The sequence below is a fragment of the Phyllobacterium sp. P5_D12 genome, assembly GCF_054049495.1.
Genome location: NZ_JBFUMG010000441.1, coordinates 1 through 3,753 on the forward strand (window position 1 = coordinate 1; position 3,753 = coordinate 3,753).

At 55.1% G+C, this 3,753-nt stretch carries 5 protein-coding genes; all 5 read left to right on the forward strand.

The genetic code is table 11. From position 1 onward, the window contains the following. On the forward strand, window positions 1–954 hold a 954-nt coding region (locus ACXJ5O_RS21325; protein ID WP_457301638.1), incomplete at its 5' end, for a cysteine synthase A. Beyond that, a complete protein-coding gene (locus ACXJ5O_RS21330; RefSeq protein ID WP_457301639.1) occupies window positions 954–1,700 on the forward strand; it encodes an alanyl-tRNA editing protein in 747 nt (248 codons plus the stop codon). The genes ACXJ5O_RS21325 and ACXJ5O_RS21330, both read left to right, overlap by 1 nt. A gap of 2 nt (window positions 1,701–1,702) precedes the next feature. Continuing rightward, window positions 1,703–2,554 carry a 3-mercaptopyruvate sulfurtransferase gene (sseA, locus tag ACXJ5O_RS21335; protein WP_457301640.1) on the forward strand — a complete coding sequence of 284 codons (852 nt, stop codon included), beginning with the start codon at window positions 1,703–1,705 and terminating at the stop codon, window positions 2,552–2,554. Window positions 2,555–2,557: 3 nt separating this feature from the next. Then, window positions 2,558–3,085: a GNAT family N-acetyltransferase gene (locus ACXJ5O_RS21340; RefSeq protein ID WP_457301641.1), complete on the forward strand. Its 528-nt coding sequence runs from the start codon at window positions 2,558–2,560 to the stop codon at window positions 3,083–3,085. A gap of 71 nt (window positions 3,086–3,156) precedes the next feature. After that, complete coding sequence (locus ACXJ5O_RS21345; RefSeq protein WP_457301642.1) at window positions 3,157–3,630, forward strand: DUF1203 domain-containing protein; 474 nt, start codon at window positions 3,157–3,159, stop codon at window positions 3,628–3,630. Window positions 3,631–3,753: the final 123 nt, after the last annotated feature.

The following is a 3,753-nucleotide window of genomic DNA, read 5'->3' on the forward strand; positions in this document are numbered from 1 at the left end:
ATTTACGGCAAGGCTGAATTCCTCAATCCGGGGCAATCCGTCAAGGATCGCGCAGCGCTCTACATAATCCGCGACGCCGAGGAACGGGGGCTTTTAAGACGAGGTGGTGTGATCGTCGAGGGTACCGCAGGTAACACAGGTATTGGGCTTACAATSGTTGCCAAGACGCTTGGCTACCGCACCGTGATCGTAATTCCCGAAACCCAGAGCCAGGAAAAGAAAGATGCCCTCCGTCTTCTCGGTGCCGAGTTGGTCGAAGTGCCCGCTGTTCCCTATAGGAATCCGAATAATTATGTAAAGGTCTCCGGCCGTCTTGCGGAGCAGATGGCAAAAACCGAGCCGAATGGCGCCGTCTGGGCCAACCAGTTCGATAATGTCGCCAATCGTCAGGCGCATGTGGAAACGACGGCACAGGAGATATGGCGTGATACGAATGGCAAGGTGGATGGATTTATCTGCGCGGTGGGTTCAGGCGGTACGCTCGCCGGGGTAGCGCAGGGACTGAAAGCACGAGACGCGGGTATCAAGATCGGACTTGCCGATCCATTGGGCGCGGCGCTGTTTTCCTATTACACGACCGGCGAGTTCAAATCCGAGGGAAATTCCATTACCGAGGGCATTGGGCAGGGCCGTGTTACGGCCAATCTTGAAGGGTTTACGCCAGATTTTTCCTACCAGATCCCCGACTCTGAGGCTCTCGAGATTGTCTTCGACCTCGTCGAGGAAGAAGGGCTGTGTTTGGGGGGGTCGTCGGGGATCAATATTGCCGGCGCGATCCACATGGCGCGGCATATGGGCCCGGACAAGATTATCGTGACGGTGCTCTGTGACTACGGTAACCGGTATCAATCCAAAATGTTCAATCCGGAGTTCTTGCGTTCCAAAGACTTGCCAGTTCCGGCGTGGATGGAAGCAGAAACAAATATATCCGTTCCCTTCGAGAATGCATCGTGATGGCATACGATACGGCTATTCTTTTCCGCGAAGATTCCTATCTTAAAGCGATCGACGCGACAGTATTGGCGATAAACGAGCGGGGCGGCATCCTGACCGACCAGACCGTGTTTTACGCCACATCGGGCGGCCAACCCGGAGATACCGGTGTTTTTGTTCGTTCTGATGGCTCAACGATCATCATCGTCGCAACTGTGACCGGTGAGACGAAGGAAGAAATCATCCACGTACCGGCGCCCGACCAACCCGTCCCGGCCATCGGCGAAAAGCTAACCCTGCGCCTCGATTGGGACAGGCGCTACAAGTTGATGCGAATGCATACGGCGTGCCACCTGCTCAGCGTCGTTTGCCCGTTTCCGATCACAGGCGCGGCAGTCAGCGAAGACGACAGCCGCGTTGACTTTGACCTGCCGGACGCGGGTGTGACCAAGGAAAGCGTTACCGAGAAGATGATGGAACTGGTGAACGCCAATCATCCAATTTTCACCCGGTGGATTACGGACGGCGAACTCGCTGCGAATCCCGGCCTGATCAAATCCAAGAACGTAAGGCCGCCAACAGGGACTGGGCGCATCAGGCTGGTTTGCATTGGCGAAAATGCTTCGGTCGATTCGCAGCCGTGCGGCGGAACGCATGTCGCGACGACCGGTGAAGTCGGCGCGATCCACATTGGAAAAATCGAAAAGAAAGGCAAGGAAAACAGGCGGTTCCGCATCCGCTTCGGTCCGTTGCCAGAGGGAGTATGAACGTGGCAGACAAGAGCCCTTTTGTGGTTTCAGCCGATTGGCTGCAGGAAAGACTCGGCCAGCCCGGTCTCAGTATTCTTGATGCATCCTGGTATCTTCCCGTTCAAAAGCGGGATGCCAAAGCCGAATATGAGGCTGGTCACATTCCCGGCGCGATTTTCTTCGACCACGAAGAGATGTCGGATCCGGATTCATCGCTGCCGCACACTCTCCTCAACGGGGAAGCCTTCGCAGCAGCCGTCAGCAGCATGGGAATCACCAACGAGGATACGATCGTCGTCTACGATGGTCCTGGAATGACGACCTCACYGCGCGTCTGGTGGATGTTGCGCACGTTTGGCACAAAGAACGTCTCAATCCTGGATGGTGGATTCGACAATTGGAAAAACGCCGGCAGGCCTGCCACCGACGAGGTGACCAAGATTGCCCCCTCGGCCTTTGTCCCGAGCTTTGATGCAGGCAAGGTGGCAAGTTTTGACGATATGCGCGAGATCGTTGAAAGCAAGTCAAGGCAGATCGCGGATGCGCGCTCGGCTGGGCGCTTCAAGGGTGTCGATCCAGAGCCACGCGCCGGCCTGCGGTCCGGCCACATGCCCGGCGCGCGAAGCATTCCGGCGTCTAGTCTCGCTGACAATGGCTATCTGAAGGATATCAGTGGCTTGAGAAAGATTTTCGATGAGGCCGGCGTGGACTTGTCTCAGCCGGTCGTGACAAGTTGCGGGTCCGGAATAACAGCCGCCGTGATTACGCTTGCACTCGAATCCGTAGGCCACAAGGATAATGTTCTCTATGATGGTTCGTGGAGTGAATGGGGCGGAACCAAAGACACTCCCGTCGCTACCGGCGAAGCATAAGCCATGACGAAGCCACGAATATTAAAGACGCGCGTGACACATCTGGAGATGACGGAGCGGCCGACGCAGTCCGTACCGACGCCCGTCAGTTTTAAACTGGCACTCATGCGCGCGACGAAGATTTCATTGCCCTTTTATCGCTTTCTCTATGAACAGGTCGGCAAGCCTCATCATTGGTCTGTGCATCGACGTCTCAGTGATGAAGAGTTGGCAGCAATCATCCATCGTAACAATGTCGATATACATGTCCTCTACGCTGATGGTTCCCCGGCAGGCTTTTTTGAACTTGTCCTCGATGAGGTGCAGGCGGTCACTGAAATCCTTTATTTCGGTCTGGTACCTGAGTTCCAGGGCAGGGGGCTCGCCAAGTTCTTCCTGAATGAAGCCATCCTGACCGCATGGATGAGCAGTCCGCAAAAGGTGATCATCGAAACAAATACGCTGGATAGTCCACGCGCACTGCAAATGTATCAAAGAATGGGTTTTACACCTGTCAGTTTTGCAGAAGCAGAAATTGATGCCTGGGATTAGCAGTCTTCGCATGAATCGGGTGGTTTGCTGTCAAAATTAGGTGTCTCCTTGTATCAACGAAGGAGGCATCCATGAAACCGATCCGATTTATTGCCATGACGACAACATTGGCCCGTCACTATCAAGCGGGCGGGGCTGATGCGAATGGTCAGACCCCCGAAGTCTTTACTTCCGACGGGGATGGCGTTCCTTGCCGACACTGTTTGCAGAACGTAAAGGCGGGTGAGAAATACCTGGTGTTATCGCACCGTCCATTCCCAGAACCGCAACCCTACGCTGAAACAGGCCCGATCTTCCTGCATGCGGAGGCGTGTGAGCGTCATGCGGAAACTGCAGAACTACCGGAGATGTTTAACGAGAACAGCGATTATATACTCCGCGGCTATTCCTGCCAGGACCGTATCGTTTACGGCACCGGAGGTGTGATCAAGACCGATGGCATTGCGGTCCGGGCCGAGGAATTGCTGACACGGGACGATATCGCCTATGTCCATATGCGATCAGCAAGAAACAATTGCTTCCAGTGCCGCATTGAACTTGCATGAAGAAAGCCCGAATGACGCTTTAGCGGTTCACGTTTCGACTGCATACGCTGTCAACCGATACCACACGTCATCCGATCCTCCATCGCGCCGTCATCCTCGGGCTTGACCCGAGGACCCATTGGG

Excerpts from the sequence above, each read along its gene's own strand:
- ACXJ5O_RS21330 (WP_457301639.1), top strand. The coding sequence starts at position 954 with ATGGCATACGATACGGCTATTCTTTTCCGCGAAGATTCCTATCTTAAA.
- ACXJ5O_RS21340 (WP_457301641.1), top strand. The coding sequence starts at position 2,558 with ATGACGAAGCCACGAATATTAAAGACGCGCGTGACACATCTGGAGATG.
- ACXJ5O_RS21345 (WP_457301642.1), top strand. The coding sequence starts at position 3,157 with ATGAAACCGATCCGATTTATTGCCATGACGACAACATTGGCCCGTCAC.